Annotated in this window: 20 protein-coding genes and 3 pseudogenes; 9 read left to right on the top strand and 14 right to left on the bottom strand. The window is 39.1% G+C overall.

Annotated features, from left to right (window positions below; all coding sequences use genetic code 11):
• Positions 1–89 precede the first annotated feature (89 nt).
• Positions 90–1,889, top strand: a pseudogene (locus N39L_RS30850) (FHA domain-containing protein); the annotation flags it as partial.
• Between the two features lie 937 nt (positions 1,890–2,826).
• Here the strand turns inward: N39L_RS30850 and N39L_RS30845 are convergent.
• The 14 genes and pseudogenes from N39L_RS30845 to N39L_RS30780 form a co-directional block, all read right to left on the bottom strand.
• Entirely contained in the window at positions 2,827–3,186 is a 360-nt protein-coding gene (locus N39L_RS30845) for a hypothetical protein (protein WP_071941234.1), read from the bottom strand.
• Positions 3,140–3,424 carry a hypothetical protein gene (locus N39L_RS30840; protein ID WP_014276609.1) on the bottom strand — a complete coding sequence of 95 codons (285 nt, stop codon included), beginning with the start codon at positions 3,422–3,424 and terminating at the stop codon, positions 3,140–3,142. The genes N39L_RS30845 and N39L_RS30840 overlap by 47 nt, the downstream gene beginning before the upstream one ends.
• 18 nt (positions 3,425–3,442) lie before the next feature.
• Positions 3,443–3,721 carry a hypothetical protein gene (locus N39L_RS30835; RefSeq protein ID WP_234933494.1) on the bottom strand — a complete coding sequence of 93 codons (279 nt, stop codon included), beginning with the start codon at positions 3,719–3,721 and terminating at the stop codon, positions 3,443–3,445.
• A 62-nt stretch (positions 3,722–3,783) separates the two neighbouring features.
• A complete protein-coding gene (locus N39L_RS30830; RefSeq protein WP_014274638.1) occupies positions 3,784–4,008 on the bottom strand; it encodes a hypothetical protein in 225 nt (74 codons plus the stop codon).
• Positions 4,009–4,020: 12 nt separating this feature from the next.
• Positions 4,021–5,220, bottom strand: coding sequence for a hypothetical protein (locus N39L_RS30825; RefSeq protein ID WP_014277313.1), 1,200 nt, complete (start codon positions 5,218–5,220; stop codon positions 4,021–4,023).
• An 85-nt stretch (positions 5,221–5,305) separates the two neighbouring features.
• A complete protein-coding gene (locus N39L_RS30820; protein ID WP_231851946.1) occupies positions 5,306–5,695 on the bottom strand; it encodes a hypothetical protein in 390 nt (129 codons plus the stop codon).
• Between the two features lie 289 nt (positions 5,696–5,984).
• Positions 5,985–6,350 carry a hypothetical protein gene (locus tag N39L_RS30815; RefSeq protein WP_014275577.1) on the bottom strand — a complete coding sequence of 122 codons (366 nt, stop codon included), beginning with the start codon at positions 6,348–6,350 and terminating at the stop codon, positions 5,985–5,987.
• A pseudogene (locus N39L_RS30810) lies at positions 6,343–6,747 on the bottom strand (DUF1064 domain-containing protein). Before N39L_RS30810 ends, N39L_RS30815 begins: the two are co-directional and overlap by 8 nt.
• On the bottom strand, positions 6,737–7,087 hold the full coding sequence (locus tag N39L_RS30805) for a hypothetical protein (RefSeq protein ID WP_014276710.1): 351 nt from the start codon (positions 7,085–7,087) through the stop codon (positions 6,737–6,739). The pseudogene N39L_RS30810 and the gene N39L_RS30805 overlap by 11 nt, the downstream one beginning before the upstream one ends.
• Before the next feature lie 98 nt (positions 7,088–7,185).
• Positions 7,186–7,650, bottom strand: a complete 465-nt coding sequence (locus N39L_RS30800) for a hypothetical protein (RefSeq protein WP_014274193.1) — start codon at positions 7,648–7,650, stop codon at positions 7,186–7,188.
• Positions 7,651–7,843: 193 nt separating this feature from the next.
• Positions 7,844–8,485, bottom strand: coding sequence for a hypothetical protein (locus N39L_RS30795; protein ID WP_014276711.1), 642 nt, complete (start codon positions 8,483–8,485; stop codon positions 7,844–7,846).
• A gap of 80 nt (positions 8,486–8,565) precedes the next feature.
• Positions 8,566–8,811, bottom strand: a complete 246-nt coding sequence (locus N39L_RS30790; protein ID WP_014276712.1) for a hypothetical protein — start codon at positions 8,809–8,811, stop codon at positions 8,566–8,568.
• Positions 8,812–8,929: 118 nt separating this feature from the next.
• On the bottom strand, positions 8,930–10,585 hold the full coding sequence (locus N39L_RS30785; protein WP_014276713.1) for a hypothetical protein: 1,656 nt from the start codon (positions 10,583–10,585) through the stop codon (positions 8,930–8,932).
• Between the two features lie 41 nt (positions 10,586–10,626).
• Positions 10,627–12,300, bottom strand: a pseudogene (locus N39L_RS30780) (hypothetical protein).
• 78 nt (positions 12,301–12,378) lie between these two features.
• Here N39L_RS30780 and N39L_RS30775 point away from each other — a divergent pair.
• The 8 genes from N39L_RS30775 to N39L_RS30740 all read left to right on the top strand — a co-directional run bounded on the left by N39L_RS30775 (position 12,379) and on the right by N39L_RS30740 (position 16,898).
• Positions 12,379–13,173: a hypothetical protein gene (locus tag N39L_RS30775; protein WP_014276715.1), complete on the top strand. Its 795-nt coding sequence runs from the start codon at positions 12,379–12,381 to the stop codon at positions 13,171–13,173.
• A 26-nt stretch (positions 13,174–13,199) separates the two neighbouring features.
• Positions 13,200–13,547, top strand: coding sequence for a hypothetical protein (locus N39L_RS30770; protein WP_014276716.1), 348 nt, complete (start codon positions 13,200–13,202; stop codon positions 13,545–13,547).
• Between the two features lie 66 nt (positions 13,548–13,613).
• Positions 13,614–14,990, top strand: a complete 1,377-nt coding sequence (locus tag N39L_RS30765; RefSeq protein WP_014274634.1) for a phage head spike fiber domain-containing protein — start codon at positions 13,614–13,616, stop codon at positions 14,988–14,990.
• 70 nt (positions 14,991–15,060) lie between these two features.
• Positions 15,061–15,114, top strand: a complete 54-nt coding sequence (locus tag N39L_RS30760; RefSeq protein WP_071941273.1) for a potassium-transporting ATPase subunit F — start codon at positions 15,061–15,063, stop codon at positions 15,112–15,114.
• A gap of 153 nt (positions 15,115–15,267) precedes the next feature.
• Positions 15,268–15,345: a hypothetical protein gene (locus N39L_RS30755; RefSeq protein WP_308805667.1), complete on the top strand. Its 78-nt coding sequence runs from the start codon at positions 15,268–15,270 to the stop codon at positions 15,343–15,345.
• Positions 15,346–15,349: 4 nt separating this feature from the next.
• Positions 15,350–15,628, top strand: a complete 279-nt coding sequence (locus N39L_RS30750) for a potassium-transporting ATPase subunit C (protein ID WP_308805666.1) — start codon at positions 15,350–15,352, stop codon at positions 15,626–15,628.
• 37 nt (positions 15,629–15,665) lie between these two features.
• Positions 15,666–15,764: a potassium-transporting ATPase subunit C gene (locus tag N39L_RS30745; protein ID WP_308805665.1), complete on the top strand. Its 99-nt coding sequence runs from the start codon at positions 15,666–15,668 to the stop codon at positions 15,762–15,764.
• Positions 15,765–15,785: 21 nt separating this feature from the next.
• Positions 15,786–16,898, top strand: a complete 1,113-nt coding sequence (locus N39L_RS30740) for a universal stress protein (protein WP_006616168.1) — start codon at positions 15,786–15,788, stop codon at positions 16,896–16,898.
• Positions 16,899–16,913: the final 15 nt, after the last annotated feature.

Genomic DNA, 16,913 nt, shown 5'->3' with positions numbered 1-16,913 from the left:
CAAGAAATATAAATTTTCTTTTAAGTTTTAACGGATTGACCTTGAAAAAATTTAACATAAAAAACTTAATAGCATAGTTTTCATAACCCATGAGCCATAGTCTACCTAAAACCCAGCTTGAAACATCTTCCGATCCATATCTGGAACTGACAAACCAGACCCAAACCATCAAATTTCCACTAAAAAAGGCTCAACTGATACTTGGTAGGGCTACTGATGCAGATTTAAAGACTCCCGAAGACTGGTTAGCAATTTCTCGTTACCAGGCTACTTTAACTCGCCACGGCGATGAATATGAGATTTACGACGGTATCACCAAAAATGGTACTCGCCAACCCAGTCGAAATGGACTGCTTGTTGAGCAACGCCGGGTAGGGGTTGTGGAATATTATCAATTATTCGACGGGGATGAGTTGCAAATTGGTCAAGATCCTATGACTCTCATTCGTCTGAAATACCATAATCCCCAAAACCCTAAATTCATTGTCTCTAGCACCACGAGAAATCAATCAATTAGTATCAAAAACCGTTCGATTATGCTAGGTCGCGACCCATCTTGTAACTTGGTTCTTGATTCTCCTGTGGTTTCCAGAAAGCACGTTGTCATTGACAAGGTTGATGGTGGGTACTACCAGTTATTTGACTACAGTACAAATGGTGTTTTCGTCAACGAACAGAAAGTCAATCAATCCATGCGGCTTCCCGATGGTTGCACAATTCGCATCGGTTCATTTATTTTGGTGTTGAGTGGCGATCGCCTCACCCTTCAAGACCGGGGGGATAAATTGCGTCTTGATGCTTGGGAAGTTACCCGCATTGTTTCCAAACATTCCCGAAACAGCCAAACTTTGCTCAATTGTGTTTCAATTCCACTCGAACCCGGTCAACTGATTGCAATTGTTGGCGGAAGTGGAACGGGAAAATCAACTCTTTTGAAGACACTGCTAGGTATTCAACCTCTTTCTGGAGGATATGTTTATTTAAACGGCTCAGACCTGCAACAAAATTTTAATATCTACCGTACCCAAATTGGCTATGTACCTCAAGAAGATATCGTACATAGAAATCTGACGGTTGATCGGGTTCTCACTTTTGCTGCTCAATTACGTCTTCCCCCTGATACAAATATTGAGGCAGTTATTCAAAAAACTCTGACTGAAATTGAACTTTTAGATCGACGGCATACCCTAATTAGCCAACTAAGTGGTGGTCAATTGAAGCGAGTCAGCATTGGCGTTGAACTTTTAGCAGACCCCAAGTTATTTTTCCTCGACGAACCCACATCAGGACTCGATCCAGGATTAGACAAAAAAATGATGCAACTTCTGCGAAAGTTAGCTCACTCAGAAAATCGAACTGTAGCTCTTGTTACCCATGCGACTGCCAATATCACTTTGTGCGATCGCGTTGCCTTTATGGGAAGGGGAGGAAATCTCTGTTACTTCGGACCCCCTAGCGAAGCTCCTAGTTTTTTTAATGTAGGACGGGATGACTTTGCTGAAATTTATAATGAACTGGAAAAGTCTCCAGAAGAAAATCAAGGCTGCTCCATCGAAGATTATTGCCACCAGTGGAATACTCGATTTAAACAGCATACTGACTACCAAAAATATGTCCTAGACGCTCTGATTGTTCCCGGTAAAATTAATGCCAATTCTCCTGAAATCAATCAAGCCAATCAAAGGACGACAAAATTAAAAGATAAACCAAAACAGGTTAAGCCTTCTCCTCTGAGGCAAATAAGGGTACTTTTACAACGAGACATCCAATTAGTTTTAGCCGACCGATTTAACTTGGGATTGTCATTGCTAACTGCTCCCATTGGAATTGCCTTGATTACTTTGGCTATCCGCGAGCAAGAACCCCTGACTCTTGGTGACGGTTGCGATGCGTCAGAGCGTGTTAACTATAAACCCTTATCCTGACAGCGATAGCGGGTTATTACTCAACCCCTATATCCTATTGAATTACTCAGATATTACTCACAATCTAGTCCTAGCACAGGAAAATAATTCTGTCAATAGGATGATTACTCAGTCAACAAGCACAACTTAATTAATCTGTCAAACACTCATACCACCCCCCAACCAAACACCGATAGGGTAACTCCCTTGTGATACCCGTCAATGGCAAGCCTATCGGTTCGTTCCTCACCATTGACTGCTATCACATCGTTCGTTTCCCCAATAGTGCTTGTTTCGGTTAGGGGGAGGGTATGGGTTCAATTTTGCAGGGTATTACCTAAAGCTACCAGTGCTAACCATAGAAAGGTATGAGTGCGATCGCAGTGGGATTTATCTATGGCTCAAAGTCAACACGATAGCCGTAGGTAGCCGTAGGGGGAACCCACTAGGTTATCAATGTACAACGATACTCCTATCAATGTACAAAGATATTAGGCTGCCTATCCGGTTATCTATGGGAGTCAGGTTATTGGGGAAATATTGGGGAGCCTACTCGCTACCAACAAAATGCGATCGCATAATCTGAACTATCATCTACCGGAACCAACCCGATACCCCTAAACAACTTTTCAACTGGTAACTTGTTTCGTCATCTCTCGCTGATACCTACATAATCCTCAGCAAGTCTCCAATTTATAGGGGTACTGAGTTCCGCACGGGATGATTACCCCTAATAGACGGGTTAAGGTTTTGGCTTAGGGTGTTTATTGTAGGTAAATTAGAGGCAAGCATTCATATAAATGATTTCCTGGCCTGGAAAACCAGGCCAGGAAACAAAAAATATGCAGACACCCCCTACAGTCAGAAACCATAGGGGGCCATTTAAGTTATTGAGTTAGGGTTAGCTGTTAGCTGTTAGGGTTTAGGGTTTTCTGCACTTAGTAACCATAGCGTTAGCTACGTCTATTAACTTGTCTACAGTAACTTGGTCAGATTTTCCAACGTAGATGTGATGATTGACGCTACCATCCCACCCTTTGAGGTTCCAGTAGGTAAAACCATTGATTGAGAGTTTTTTGCACGCTGTAAATCGTTTACCATTAACCTCCACTGAAAAGGATTTATGGGTTTCTAGGTATTTAAACCATTCTAAAGAACCTACTTCGATACAGATATTACCATGACCTACCAGAAACCCTTTGTAAGACCCTGTTAGTGTGACTACCGGGAGTAGCTTAGGCATGAAAATCACCTCCCAGTAGGATATCGCTGTTATAACCATTAAGGTTGCATTCAGGTGATATTATACCTGAATCAAATCGAGTAATAATTGGATACTGAGATTCTACCCATTTCTCGTGTACCATCATAAAATCAACAGCGGCGTTATGAGATATTTCGGCTAATGTCACCCTAGTATCCTGATTGGAATAGGAGATATCTCGTGACATCATTTGAATGTAAATCTCCCTAGCCATTTCTGCAATAACCATCATTTTTTCTTGTTCAAACTCATTCATGGCTTTATTTCCTATTGATTAATTGAACTTGTGATCATCATTATCGGGGTGATTTTGACTATTGTTGTGTTCTGTAATTTTTGCATTAAGCAAGGCTTCAATGCCTTTGAGTAACTCGATTTCCGCGTTTAAAAAATGCCTGTGGATTTGAATAAATTCGACAATTTCATCAAATTGTTCAGGTGTGATAGCAAGTTCTACTAAGTCAAGTAATCCTACAACGTTAGGATTTAATCGATTACTCATGTAGCTATATTCTACTACGTTTAATCCGGGTGTACTTAATTTGATTGACATGGTTTTATCCTTTGATAGTGGTTAAGTTGTGATAGTTTAACGTCATTTCGGACGGGTTTAAATTATTCGATTTTGGTTAGTAAATGCTGAATATAATTAAGCTGTTTGAGCGATAATTGTTTTTTCGCTTCTGCTAAGGATAACTCAACCTCGCAATCATTCATTATTGAAATTAACGTTTCCTTAGCGTCTTCTTTATTAGCGTTGTAGACTGTACTATCTACCATTTGTTTAAATGTTTTAAACCGTGCCTTTATAATGGCATTTGTGTTGGGAGGTTTAGTCATTTTTTTGGTCTCCTATATGATGTGTTTCCAAACATTTTTGCTGTTCTGATTAATCATATTATATCCTCTATTTTTCATTAGATTAGTCAACTCTGAAACATTAACGCGACTATCAAGATATCCATCTGTTTTAGCTCTCTCAATGGCTTCTTTTAACGCTTTCGGGTCGATATCAGTTACAACCTCGGTTAACTCAGGACATCCCGCGTTAATTGCCTGATTGTTTTGTTTCATTTTTGCCTCAATACTTTGAGTGATAAAACTGTCTAAAAATTGTTCAGTACCTGATGATATAGTCAAGATTTTTTCATTAACAAAATCCCAGTAATCATTGAAGCGTTTAATTGATTCATTGATAGATAATTGATAAATCAATGAATGAGTGACAATAATTTCACTTGATAACCTAGCGTTAATGATATCTTTTTTGTGTTTCTGTAGTTGTTTTTTGACCTTGCTGTATTGATTGCAGTTATCGATATTTCTCCAGAAAATTTCTAATTGAGATGATAATTTATCAAGCGTAATATCCTCTACATCGTTTAAATCACTTAACTCGTAACTATTCCCCCTATATTCCTCTGATGTCATAGTCTCTCGTTTTTTAAACCATATAGGAAACATCCGTCTTTTGAGTTCGTTTAACTCCCACAATGTCCACAATGGATGTATTGAATTAATCACCTTTAAAGCGAAAGCATTAAAAATCATGTTAGTTCCCGGTGTCTGACTACTGATGGTTATTCGGCTATTTTTGCGGTTTAACACCTTGAAAAGCGATAACATATTCTCATTTTCAATTAATAAGCTAGGGGTGATATCTTCCCATACCAATATAAAATTTTTCTCAAATTCACATTGAAGGGGGTCATAAAATCGTTCATGTTGTATCTTGTTTCTCAGTGAAGCGAAAGTGCTATTAGCAAGCACCGAGGTTGTCTTGTATAGTTCAGATGCTACGGTAGCTATCTGTGACTTTCCAGTACCGCTAGACCCCCAAAGGAACAGGATACCAGCGGTAGACATTAACGTTACTGGAGACGCTATAAACGAGGCGATAATTGGAAACTGAATATCAGGATATGGCAGAACACAGACAGCCCGTAAAACAGACTCTAATTGCTCACCCAGGTTGCCTTCTGTGATTATTTCTTCTAGTTCAGATGACATCTGACTTCTAATTAGTCTATAATCAATATAGTCCTCAGACATGGTAGTAACCTCTTATCGCTCTTGACTTGTTGACATGGTATGGTGGTTATTCCCCCCTAAATATTTAGGGGGGATTTATTTGTGACTACATTAATCGCAGTAATTCAATTAATGCAATTAATACATTAGAATCAAGTTGTTTAACCTTGTTATAAAGACTCTCAAAGCTAGGGTCACAATCCAAAACCTTAGCCCCTTCTGTTAACCTTTCCTCGAAGGTTTTGTATTTTGCCTTTCCATTAAATCCTGCTTTATTTTTAGTTTTGGATTCAATGAAAGCGTCAATATCTCCGATTGAGTAAGTAGCGAAAGATTGATTGAATGGATTAATACATTCAATTTCTAAGATATTAGAAATATCAGAGTTTAAATTATCGTCTCCGATATTTCCCTCTAATATCCTGTCAGAAGGTCTGACTGATGATTGACTTAGATTTATTGTTGCTGTAAACATCACAGAACCGTCTGTAAGCATTGAGTCACTTTCGACTATTTTAAGCAATGCGAGTTCTGGAGATGTAGGGCTATATTCTCGTTTTTTGCCGTTATATTCAGTCTCGTATTTTTCAATATAAAACCGTACAGCAATTAATTCTTTATCACCTTGGGAATAACTCCAATCCCTATCATTGAAGTTAGAAAAATCCCCTGATACACCTTTCCCGAATATCCATAAATGAGGTGACTTAATTCGGAATTATGCATAATCAACAATTAGAAAGGTTGCCGTTTCACCGGGCTTAACTGCACTGCAATAACTAAATTTATCGTCCTGTTTTTTGCCGTAATATCCGATACTCATGATTAACTATCCTTTGATGATTGATTATGACGTTTGAAATTTTTTTGCATACCTCCCAAAATTGAGGGTTACCAACAATTGATACTCGTAGGCTGCCTTCATTTGTCAACCTTGCTGTAGCGTGACCTCTGTAGTCCCCCCTAGGGCTATAACAACCCATATAGGAATAAGCTAAATCAAGGATTTCCTGGGTTTTATGTTCCTTTATAGGGGTTAGTATCCGGTAGGCTATTTGAGTGGTTTCTGACTCAAATAGGTGTGGGTTATAGGTGGTGTTTATTAACTCACCGTCAATGGAAAATAACCCCTTGTAGTGCAGTTTATTCATTGTTTACCCTTGGAATCTCTAAGTTTTTCCAAAGCCCCTTAAACTCGTCGATATTGATAAATGAGATGCCTTGCCATCGGTAGGATGTCCCCCTTATAACAAACCAACACTGATTGACTAAACCAGGATTAAGGTACTGCAATAACTGCATTTTTAGCTTAAATGAATCAGTTAATACTCCCTTAACTTCGATGTAACGATTAAAGAACGGACTCTAAAAATCTGGAATCCAGGTGATATTTTTCCAAGGTTTTGCATGTTCAATTAATGTCATTTTAGGGTGAACAATTAATTGATTATCATGTTTTCGTAGAAGGTGATAAACCCTACATTCAAATGCACTTGGAAAATAATAGCCGTCTATTTTTTGTCCTCTAGCATTGTATTTATTTTTCATCTTTTGGGTACACTCCGAAAGATGTATTAGGATTATCAGGTTCTCTATCCCCGCCGTTTTCGGCTTGATATATATTCCATTCTTCTCTGTAGAACTCTAGGGCTTCTGTACAAATTTCCTCAAGTTTGTCAGGATGTAATGGGATTAATTTTTTAAGAATTTCGCCTATAAAATAAGCAATAAAATCCTTATCAAACTTAACTAAAGTTGATGGCCACGTAAACCCCTTTACGCCTGAAATTGGAACTTTGATATATAGGGAATGACCGATATACATCAAGGGGGTTAACGTGATGTTTCGTAGGTTAAGCCTAACCTCGGACCAATGACGTGGTATCATGCTATAATTTCCTAATGCTTAGTGGCTACCGCTTATGTGCTTTTAAAATAGAGTCCCTAAAAAATTTACACATAAGCGGTTTTGTTTTTGGTGTGGGATTAATCTAACCAACTAGAAAATGGGTTGACTTCATTATCTTCATCCTCTAAATCACTCTCAGAGCCCAATAGATGGTCTTCGAGGGCGTTAATATCATCTTGGATGGCTCCCGTAACCTTACGAGGTAGCTTTACTCCACCTGCTTTTAATAGCGTCAGGATTGCGTTGGTGACTCGTTTAAGTGTGGCAATCTCTGAATATGTCAGATAAAAGGTATTTGAGTTGATAATCTCCGACGTTTGGAGTTTGTTGGTCAATGATTGAATTAATGAAGTTTTGGGGTAAGGAAGGTAAGTATTAACCAACTCCAGAAACTTAGTAAACTGATTAAACCGACTCAACGTCTCTTGGTATTCTGTAGGAGTCAATACTTTATTAGTATTGACATTAGTTACATTTTCTACAGTTACGCTACCTTCAATTGATTCTGTAACTGTATAGTTACCTTGCTCTTTTGAATTCACTGTATTTAATTAAAATTATCTTATCTAATTAATTTATTAAAAATAAACATAAATTATACAATTTACACTTATTTATAAAAATATCAAGTATTACATTAAGTATATATAGAATGTACAAATAATAACCAATACAAAAAACTCGTTAATCCTATTTTGTGAGTTAACGGGTATATACTTAGTAACAAGATAGTTATTATGGATTGTTGCCTGTTGTCTCAGGTAAAGCGCTAAGGTTTCCTTGTACTTGATTAGCTGCTTCAGTTCTACCTGTGGTTAGTTCTCCTAGGTTATCGAGGGTAATTTCAGATTCAGCCGGAATACGAAACATTGAGTTATAGGTTCTAATACTCGCGGGTTGTTTGCTCCAGTAATGAGCAAAAACATATAGCAAGGAATTAATCGAGAAAATTTGAGGAACTTTTAAACCAATAAATCTTAGCTTCCTATCACCCGCGTTAACTCCTGATGTGCGATATGTTCTCCATACTCCACCCATAGAGGCAGGAGCTTCTACAAAAATCTTTGTGTACTCTATACGTTTCCATGACCTAACTCTAGCCCCTGGTATGATATTACGCCTATTAGCATTAGTTGATGTAGTTCCACTAACGGGAGGTCTCCAGATAGTTAAGTCTCGCACCAGGACGGGTTCCTGTGTTACGGCGTTATCGGATAGCGTATAAAGCAGCAACATAGGCATTGGGATAACATACTTTGATGTCTTGTCTACTGGAGCCTCAACCATCAAACTCCTGCCGATACAAGTGCCTTTCGGTTCCGCTAGTTTAGCAACAAAATTTGCTTTATATTTATCGTAAGCATCATTTAATGGCATAATTTAACCTCATTAATTATCAAACAAAACCTTAGATAGGTAGACATTAACACTATTGTTGTCTACCTAGTTAATGAACCCTAGTCAACAAAAACAGCAATAGCTTCTACATCGATAGAGCCATTAGTAGCATCCAAAACATCATCAGTAGGGATTGTTAGGGATACTGTCACAGCTCCAGTTGCCATGTTGCGGGTATAAGCTGTAACTACCGTTACACCATTAGGGTTTCTAGTTGCGTTTATCTGTGCACGTTGAACTTGCTCGATAACTTCTAACAATTGGTGTTCGAGAGTGGGACCATTAAGAGTTACGGGGCTTGCCATAGTCATTACCTCTAATAAATCAATAGTAATAAGATAGCACCAAACTGATATAGGTGTTAGCTATATTTTCGTTAAGGAAATGCTACATATATGTAGCTTCTATTCAATGAAAACTACATTAAGCTGTAGTTGGTGGCTGACTCCCAGTTTTAATTTCTAACGACGTTCTAGTAGCTGTTCTGATTGCGTCATCTACCCACTTAGGTTTCTTCTCAAAATGTAAAGGAATTTTTACTTTAGACTTCCTAGGGTCTTTGTACATTGCCAAAACACTATTCTCTCCCATATCGATTTTGGCTTGTTCAAATTTATCAATTAATTCCCAGTTAAGTATTTTAACCTCCGATATATACATTTTTGTTTCCTTTATTCGTTTCGCATTTTCCCTACCGCCAAAACCTTTCCTTTCCTCAAATAGTAAAGGATAAACAATTGAAGAATTTGTTAATTGTACTAAATCCTTGCAAATACGTTCAGCATCTGACTTGCTAGATTCATTCACAAAAAACGAGAATGTTCTACCATTTCGCATATTGCAGGTTACTTTGATATTGCCTTTTGTGAACGCTGATTTACTAGGTTGAGTAAATATCCTTTGTAATTTATCCCAGGTTATTTCGTGTCTTTCTACTGATGGGAGTTCTATTTGAGTTTTTTGTAGTTTTGACCGTCTTTCCTTAGTCCAATATGGAGGTTTTTCGTAGTTATATAAAATAAAGGTTAACTGAATTTTTAAATTACTACTATTCGGAACTTCAGAGATATCACCGGAACCCACAAATTGCCCTATATCACGATTACCTAGTATTTCAGTTTGAGCTAACACATTTGCTACATTTTCTTGAAGGTTTCTTAATGATGATACTAGTCTAAATCGCTCTCCACCATTTTCTACAACCGCGTTAACTAATTGTTGTTGTCTATTTTCCTCAATGCGTTGTAATGCAATATATTCATCTAATCCTTGAGCAACTAAAATAATCGCTTCTTTACAATTATCTGAGAATTCCTCCCAAAATTCTTCACTACTATCTTGATTCCAAATAGTGTTAATATTTCCGTCATAGCTTTCTGGTAATTTCTCCCTAGCTTCCCTTCTCTGTTTACCGAAACTCCATTCCTCACCTTTTTCGTCACCCCACTTTTCAATCGTTCCTTTACCACCAGGAACCATTGAAACAATAGCCGTTGCAAGTGTTGAAGGACTTTTATCTAAAAACATTTTAACAACCCGTCTACCATGTTTAAACAGTTGCCATGCTATGGCTTTCATAGCCATGCCAAATGATTGTTTAACGTATGAGCCGAAAGCTGTAGATACTTCCATAAGCATTTCAGGTCCCTTGCTTAAGGCAATGTGCATAGCAGCGGCTTTGTTGATAAATGCAATACCAATGGTAGGCAATACTCCACAAACTAATTTACCTGCCATATTACCCAAAAAACCGGCGGTAGTACTAATAAATTGATTAGCAATATTCATCATATTTTTGTCTATCTGTTCATCTGATATATTCCAGTTGAAATTCCAGAAACTATCCCAATTAGACGTGATAAATCGTGCTACTTTCTCAAAACTAAAGTTAGATAAAAACTTAGTAATTCCTTCCCATAACCAACCTCCAAAACTTTTGCCCCATTCAACAACTTTACCAGTTATTTTTGCCCATAGCTTGCCAAACCAACCCATCTCTTGAGTAGATGTTCTCTGAGCTAAATTAACTTGTCTAACGCCATTCCTACCTATACTGCTACGAGTTTGACGGCTAGACAAGCTACGAGTACTCCTTAGCATTCTTGCACTTCTGGCAACCATTACAAAGTTCCTCTTAGTGGGTTATCGCCGTCAATCAATTCGGTTTCTATCTTGATATCAGGAAAGTCTTTTTTCAATAATTCTTGTACTTTCTTGGTTTCCTGTTCTCTAATATCATCCTGTTTTTTCATTGAATCATATAACCTAGTTAAATCGGCTAATATGTCTTTTGACGGGTCATTACCATTAACTTGTAAAGTACCTTGCGCTCTAACTATTGAGAATATTTTCTTTATTTGATTTAATGTTATTTATAGTGTTTCTTTCGCGTTCTTTTGATTAGTGATTTTAACTTTACTTTCATTAGGTTCTAGTAGTTCCTCAAAATTATCAGCTTCTGGAGTAAACGCTGTTTTAATTGTTGCGTATTTTTCTTCAGTTTTAAATCCTAAATAATCTAATATTTCTGAGACCTCTCTACCAGCTTTAAAGGCTGCTGAATGCGCCAAACCTGCTTCATGTAAACAGGTTAAAACAGCGTTTTGTGTCACTTGATGGGAGATGGCAATTTCCATTACCATCCCGAATATTTCAGCAATTGATTCAGCTAAGTTAGGTAATTTGATTTCGGCTTTTTCTTCTGCTTTTGTCATTAGATTGACATCATCAATCTCTACTTTAACTTCAAATTCACCCCATCTTTCGTCATCGATGTCAAATCGATACATTAACCATTCTGGCAATGTGTTTATTCGTTTAATTCTGTTCTCTGGATTATCAGCATTAACCGTGATTTTTTCCGGCATTTCAGCCGGAAAGGATTCAGGGTCTAGGAACTCGTAAATCCTTCTAATCATTCCACAGCATTCTTCGTTCATATCTGGTATTGTTATCGTTCGTATATTTTCAGGTTCTTCTCCTTCGATGCATTGCGGGATATCTTTTGTGCTCGCGGAAAATCTAGGAATTACATAATCAAATTCTGTGCATTCCATCCACCAATCACAAAATACACCTATACTTTCAAACATTAAATCAGGGTCGCCGTATGCCCACTCAGACTCCCACTGTCCTTGCGTATAAAAAAACCTCTCACTTCCTGTTGGTTGAGGAGTTTCTCCCCACCTCCAATCCATATGACTAAAAAAAGTGATGCTACTTCCACTTGGTGGAGGATTACAGCATCCCCCGCTACCCATTTGTCTGTCGAACTCTTCAACGCTGTACTTTTCATTAGCTTTTATGGTACAACCGATATTGCCATTTCCGCCATTTCCATTGTCTGAATCATCATCTGAATCATCATCTGAACTATCGCCTGGTCGCCTTCCTTTATCATCATCTACCTCGTCACCGCTATTAGGACCGCCAAAACCTCTACCAGCGCCACCCTTTCCCCTAGGTTTTTTTCCTCCCTTTGGTTCATCTCTGTTTGGTGGTTCCTTGACAGTTGCCTCTTTTTTAATATCCTCTCTTTTTTCCCTTTCTTCAGCTTCTCTTTTTTTGTGATATTCATCTGCATCCCAGTATTCAGGAGCTACATATTTAGAATCACTTATAAATTTGTTTCGAGTATCTAATTCCCTCCCGTATGGGTCTCCAGTCCAACCTCGAAACGGGTCTCCTAGTTTACCGGGGTCATCGTTTAATCTAAAGGGAGCTGTGTCATATCTAACTCCCGAGCGAGGTCTAACCTTTGGTTTGTCTCTAATCGTCCGTCTGTCTCTAACCATATTAACGTTTTGTACTAAGTTTAATAGTATTATATGATAGTATAATTATGTTACTAAATCCATTAAATAAGGGAAATCATGAGAGGTGTTAAAAATATCGCGGCTCATATAAACGCTGCTAACTGGAGTAACGCCATAGAGTTATTTAACGGGACTATTTTAGAATCATTAATAACAGAAAGATATAAATATGATATCGGTATTTACAGCTATATATCATCGTTAAACGCTAGATGTTACACTCCCAGTATTGCACAATCACAAATCCCCACAATTTACCCGGAAGATAGCTATTACCAACGGTGGGAAAAAAAACAGGAAGTGTTGCAGGAAGCGGTAGATTTACAAATATTTTATGGGAATATGGCAACAGAAAACGGGTTAAATTTAGGGATTGTCAAATTGCCATATTATGGAGGCATTCACACCGAAAACCTGTTAATTGAATTAATCACTAATCAAAACGAAGGTTTAGCAATTGATAGCAACTCAATAGTTAAAGCTAGGTGTTTAACTCAGTTACATAACAATGATTCTATTAATATTTTGGGCATGGCTGAATATCAACTCGATACAGTTCCTAAAACCCCTACATTGACACAACCCGAAAATTTTGGGGTGACAATAGGCAATACCCCCACATTAGTTAGACCCTCAAATATTAATCGGTATAGGTTGCACTTACAAAACGTAGGTTCTGTAGGGGTATGGTTTTGTCACGGTGATATCAGTAACTGTGTACCTTATCAATGCCTATATTTACCTCCTAACGCTGGGTGGGATGATGAACTAAAATCAACAGCTTCTATCTATGCTATAACTGAGGATAGCGTAACCAATATTGTTGGATTAAAACAAATAATAAATTGGTAAATTATACTTTGATTTAGGAGTTTATTATGAGTTTCTCAATTTACAGTTCTATTGTCAATTTAGACACTCTAAACATTAGCAGTAAAATACCGGGAACTCCCGAAACTACCGCGATAAGTTTGACTGCTAACACTATCACGGAAGTTGTGCCTATCAATGCTACCAGTAACGGTAGAACGGTGTTTGTAAAGAATCGGTCAAATACCAATGTACATCTAATATTTGACCCTACAGGTGATAGCGTGTCAGACGCTGCATTTTCGGTTAAGCCAGGTGATACCATCTCAATAACGTGGGGTAGAACTAAGTTACAGGCGATAGCAGAATCTAGCGCTAGTATCAGCGTTACAATTATCGAATATATCAATATGTAATCATCAAATGAATGGCTAGTATTAAGTTATTAGCCATTTAATTAAATAATCAATATAGAGGCAGTTATGACTAATTTCAACATTTACTCTAGTAAGTTTGGGCAATCAACCGATGACTTGCCAGAAGGTGAAGTTAATCTGTATTTAACTAATGAACGGATACAAGCAGTTATTGACTCAAATACGTATAACGTTGAACCTCGCATCTCTATAGAACCTACCCTTTCAACTCAGTTTGGTAAATCCAACACACGCTACAATGGTGAAGAATGGATAACAGAACCTGTAACAGACACTTACACTGTTACTAGAGCATCTACGGCAACGTATGTAGACGCAGCAGGCAGGATTCGTACAGCCGCAGTGAATAAGCCTAGATACACATTTAATCCTGAAACGGGTGAACGGTTAGGGTCGTTGGTGGAGGAACAGAGGACTAATTTGGTATCGTGGAGTGAGGATTTTGATAATGCGACTTGGACAAAAACACGAGCAAGTATTACGCCAAATGTAATTGTTGCGCTTGATGGAAATTTAACTGGTGACAAGTTAGTTGAGGATTCAAGCACAAACACCGCCCACCATGTAAATCGTACATTTTCTGCAACATCTGGGACAACATATACATTAACCATATATGCTAAAGCCGCAGAACGCTCGATTCTTGTAATTGCATTTGCCACTCAATTTCCCGCCAATTCTTTCGCAAATTTCAATTTACTGACTAGAGCAATTACAGCAGGAGGAGGACTTGTTTCTTCATCAGTAACGTCTATGGGAAACGGATGGTATAGATGCTCAATTACCTCAACAGCATCATCAACTGCTACTGCAACAATAGTGCATTACTTGAATAATGGGTCTAGCATTCTTTACACAGGTGATGGCATTTCAGGTATCTACATTTGGGGTACACAACTAGAAGCATCATCAACACCATCCCCTTACACCCCTACTCAAGCCACCAGCGTAACACGTGCTTCTGATGCGGTTAGTCGAGTGTTGGGGGATGAGTTTAACCCGAGTGAAGGTAGTTTTTATATAGAATATACACCAAACAAGTTGACAGGAGTTGGTGCTATTTTAGGTACTAATTCAGATAATACCAACTTGATACTTCACGGCGACGACAGTGCAGGTTTCGGTATAGACACTAGAACTGTGTCTGGTGGTGTGTTGACTTATTCATCACCCTTAATAACTAGATTGGACGCACCATCATTTAAGATATTATCTGTTTTAGAGCAAGGTCGGCAAAAGTTATTTATTAACGGTGATAAAGTGGTTGATGCACCTAATACAGTAACATCTTATCAACCTATTTCTGAAATTCTTATATTAAGAAGAGCTAATGGTGTTGTTGAAACTGGTATATGTAAAGATTTCCGCTACTACCCTCGCGCTCTTAGTGAAAGTGAGTGTTTAGCCCTAACAAAACTGTAATGGAGAACTAAAATGACTTATGACTTACAACAATAAATTAACAGATAATGCCTAATGCACTTGATTCGTTGTGGGCCTGGCTATCTATTTAGCGATCGTGATTGTTCAGCCCGAGAAGTTCTAAGTACAACGTTAATCCCTATAAACGTTTACATCCCAACTCAAACTGTCAACTTTTTCAAACTCTAAACCTCTCAGAAATTCACCATGAAAGACCTGATCATCAGTATTCGCAGTCTCGCTACCCTCGCGCTTCCTCACCGCTTTCCTCTATCCCCTGCTGATTTTCCTCATTGGTCAGGGCTTTTTCCCCTACCAGGCTAACGGCAGTCTTCTCACTAACTCTCACTCTTGAGGTCATTGGTTCCGCACTCATTGGTCAAACCTTTACCACTGACGATTATTTCTGGAGCCGTCCTAGTGATGTCAATTATAGTTCTGACGCGGAGGCTAACCCCACCGGAGTATCGGGAGGTAGTAATCTGGCTCCAGACAACCCGGAACTGTTGGCACGCATTCAGAACGAAGCCCAGCGTCTTCGTAGCGCCGGGATTGAACCCACCGCTGACTTACTTTATTCCTCCGGTTCCGGTCTTGACCCTCACATTAGCCCCCCTGCTGCGGTTCGCTCAAGTTGAACGGGTCGCCCTTGCGCGTGGCCTGTCTACTGACCAAGTGCGATCGCTGATTACTCAAAATACTGAAGACCGCTTCCTTGGTATTTTTGGGGAGCCTGGTATCAATGTTCTCAAGAGAGAACTTAGCCTTGGATAACCTTTAAATTCAAATCTTCTAATGTTCCAAACCTCCCTATGTATCACCCCACCCAATCCTCCCCAAAGCATCGCCCTTGGTAAGCACAAAGTCTTTATCGGCATGGCACCGGGAGTCGGTAAAACCTATCGAATGTTAGAGGAAGCCCAACAGCTAAAGCAGGAAGGGTTTGATGTCGTCATTGGAATACTGGAAACCCACGGACGAGCAGATACCGCTGAGAAGGCAGTTGGCTTAGAGCAGGTTCCCCTCAAGCAGATCAACTGGCTCTTTCGCACTCTCACGGAATTGGATACCTCTGCTGTACTCGCCCGCTGTCCTCAGCTAGTCCTGGTTGATGAATTGGCTCATACCAATATCCCCGGTTCTGAACGACAGAAGCGTTACCAAGATGTGTTTTGGATTTTGGAAGCGGGTATTGATGTCTATTCCACTATCAATATCCAGCACCTAGAGAGCCTTAATGACCTGGTACACAAAATTTCTGGGGTGGTCGTCCGCGAGCGGGTACCCGATCGCCTACTTGATGAAGCTGATGAAGTCATCGTCGTAGACGTTACCCCTGAAACTCTCCAAGAGCGCCTTCAAGAGGGTAAAATCTATGCCTCTGCCAAGATTGATCGGGCTCTGCACAACTTCTTCCAACGTCGCAATCTTGTCGCTCTCAGAGAATTGGCGCTGCGGTTCGTGGCTGACAATATTGAAGACAATGGCCGACAGAGCCATTCTCAGAGCTATTGCAATATCCAAGAACGGGTTCTGGTCTGTGTTTCAACCTATCCCAGTTCGATTCGGTTATTGAGACGAGGGGCACGCATTGCTAACCAAATGAATGGCCGTTTGTCTGTGCTGTTTGTAGCTCATCCTCATCAATTTCTTTCTAAATCTGAGGCACTCCACATTGAAACCTGCAAACGGATGTGTCAGGAGTTTGAGGGGGAGTTTTTGCGGGTGGAGTCAGATGATGTGGTGACAGCGATTCTTGATACTGCCGTCGAACAACACATCACTCAAATTGTTTTGGGGGAAACTCGACGATCTCGCTGGCAACTACTGATTAAAGGATCTATTGTTCAAAGGTTAATGCGAGGTCTACCCCAGGTTGATTTACACATTATTGGCACTGACCACTAACCCAACAGCTTGATC

Source organism: Limnospira platensis NIES-39 (genome assembly GCF_026000695.1).
Lineage (GTDB): Bacteria > Cyanobacteriota > Cyanobacteriia > Cyanobacteriales > Microcoleaceae > Limnospira > Limnospira platensis.
This window is presented reverse-complemented; position numbering and strand designations above follow the sequence as displayed.

What these genes read in the sequence shown, in the direction of transcription:
- N39L_RS30845 (WP_071941234.1), bottom strand. Translation starts at nt 3,186, where the DNA reads ATGGTTATAACAGCGATATCCTACTGGGAGGTGATTTTCATGCCTAAG.
- N39L_RS30840 (WP_014276609.1), bottom strand. Translation starts at nt 3,424, where the DNA reads ATGAATGAGTTTGAACAAGAAAAAATGATGGTTATTGCAGAAATGGCT.
- N39L_RS30835 (WP_234933494.1), bottom strand. Translation starts at nt 3,721, where the DNA reads ATGTCAATCAAATTAAGTACACCCGGATTAAACGTAGTAGAATATAGC.
- N39L_RS30830 (WP_014274638.1), bottom strand. Translation starts at nt 4,008, where the DNA reads ATGACTAAACCTCCCAACACAAATGCCATTATAAAGGCACGGTTTAAA.
- N39L_RS30825 (WP_014277313.1), bottom strand. Translation starts at nt 5,220, where the DNA reads ATGTCTGAGGACTATATTGATTATAGACTAATTAGAAGTCAGATGTCA.
- N39L_RS30820 (WP_231851946.1), bottom strand. Translation starts at nt 5,695, where the DNA reads ATGCTTACAGACGGTTCTGTGATGTTTACAGCAACAATAAATCTAAGT.
- N39L_RS30815 (WP_014275577.1), bottom strand. Translation starts at nt 6,350, where the DNA reads ATGAATAAACTGCACTACAAGGGGTTATTTTCCATTGACGGTGAGTTA.
- N39L_RS30805 (WP_014276710.1), bottom strand. Translation starts at nt 7,087, where the DNA reads ATGATACCACGTCATTGGTCCGAGGTTAGGCTTAACCTACGAAACATC.
- N39L_RS30795 (WP_014276711.1), bottom strand. Translation starts at nt 8,485, where the DNA reads ATGCCATTAAATGATGCTTACGATAAATATAAAGCAAATTTTGTTGCT.
- N39L_RS30790 (WP_014276712.1), bottom strand. Translation starts at nt 8,811, where the DNA reads ATGGCAAGCCCCGTAACTCTTAATGGTCCCACTCTCGAACACCAATTG.
- N39L_RS30775 (WP_014276715.1), top strand. Translation starts at nt 12,379, where the DNA reads ATGAGAGGTGTTAAAAATATCGCGGCTCATATAAACGCTGCTAACTGG.
- N39L_RS30770 (WP_014276716.1), top strand. Translation starts at nt 13,200, where the DNA reads ATGAGTTTCTCAATTTACAGTTCTATTGTCAATTTAGACACTCTAAAC.
- N39L_RS30765 (WP_014274634.1), top strand. Translation starts at nt 13,614, where the DNA reads ATGACTAATTTCAACATTTACTCTAGTAAGTTTGGGCAATCAACCGAT.
- N39L_RS30740 (WP_006616168.1), top strand. Translation starts at nt 15,786, where the DNA reads ATGTTCCAAACCTCCCTATGTATCACCCCACCCAATCCTCCCCAAAGC.